Origin of the sequence: Burkholderia sp. Bp9142 (genome assembly GCF_003853415.1) — a bacterium.
Classification (GTDB): domain Bacteria; phylum Pseudomonadota; class Gammaproteobacteria; order Burkholderiales; family Burkholderiaceae; genus Burkholderia.
Genome location: NZ_QTPP01000090.1, coordinates 1 through 1154, shown reverse-complemented (window position 1 = coordinate 1154; position 1154 = coordinate 1). Strand labels below are relative to the sequence as shown.

The window sequence follows — 1154 nt, the reverse complement described above, 5'->3', positions numbered from 1 at the left end:
ATGACGGACGTAGTGATCGTATCGGCCGCGCGGACCGCGGTCGGCAAATTCGGCGGCTCGCTTGCGAAGGTCGCGGCACCGGAGCTGGGCGCGACGGTGATTCGCGCGGTGCTGGAGCGCTCGGGCGTGAAGCCCGAGCAGGTGAGCGAAGTGATCATGGGTCAGGTGCTGACGGCGGGCTCGGGGCAGAACCCGGCGCGCCAGTCGCTGATCAAGGCCGGCCTGCCGAGCGCGGTGCCGGGCATGACGATCAACAAGGTGTGCGGCTCGGGCCTGAAGGCCGTGATGCTGGCGGCGAACGCGATCGCGGCGGGCGACGCGGAGATCGTGATCGCGGGCGGCCAGGAAAACATGAGCGCGTCGCCGCACGTGCTGCCGGGCTCGCGCGACGGGTTCCGGATGGGCGACGCGAAGCTGGTCGACACGATGATCGTCGACGGCCTGTGGGACGTGTACAACCAGTACCACATGGGCATCACGGCGGAGAACGTCGCGAAGGAATACGGGATCACGCGCGAGGACCAGGACGCGTTCGCGGCGCTGTCGCAGAACAAGGCGGAAGCCGCGCAGAAGGCCGGCCGCTTCAACGACGAGATCGTGCCGGTGTCGATCCCGCAGCGCAAGGGCGAGCCGCTGCAGTTCGCGACCGACGAGTTCGTGCGTCACGGCGTGACGGCGGAATCGCTGGCGGGCCTGAAGCCGGCGTTCGCGAAGGACGGCTCGGTGACGGCGGCGAACGCGTCGGGCCTGAACGATGGCGCGGCAGCGGTGCTGGTGATGTCGGCGCAGAAGGCGGCGGCACTCGACCTGACGCCGCTCGCGCGAATCAAGGCATACGCGAACGCGGGTGTCGATCCGAGCGTGATGGGCATGGGTCCGGTGCCGGCATCGCGCCGCTGCCTGGAGCGAGCGGGCTGGACGCCGGGCGACCTGGACCTGATGGAAATCAACGAGGCATTCGCGGCGCAGGCGCTGGCCGTGCACAAGCAGATGGGCTGGGACACGTCGAAGGTGAACGTGAACGGCGGGGCGATCGCGATCGGCCACCCGATCGGCGCATCGGGCTGCCGGATCCTGGTGACGCTGCTGCACGAGATGGTCAAGCGCGACGCGAAGCGCGGGCTGGCGTCGCTGTGCATCGGCGGCGGGATGGG

1 protein-coding gene is annotated in these 1154 nt (G+C 69.6%); it reads left to right on the top strand.

Annotation, left to right across the window (positions count from 1 at the left end):
* Positions 1 to 1154 (top strand): acetyl-CoA C-acetyltransferase (locus DIE22_RS37755; RefSeq protein ID WP_148093212.1); only part of this gene is annotated, 1154 nt, incomplete at both ends.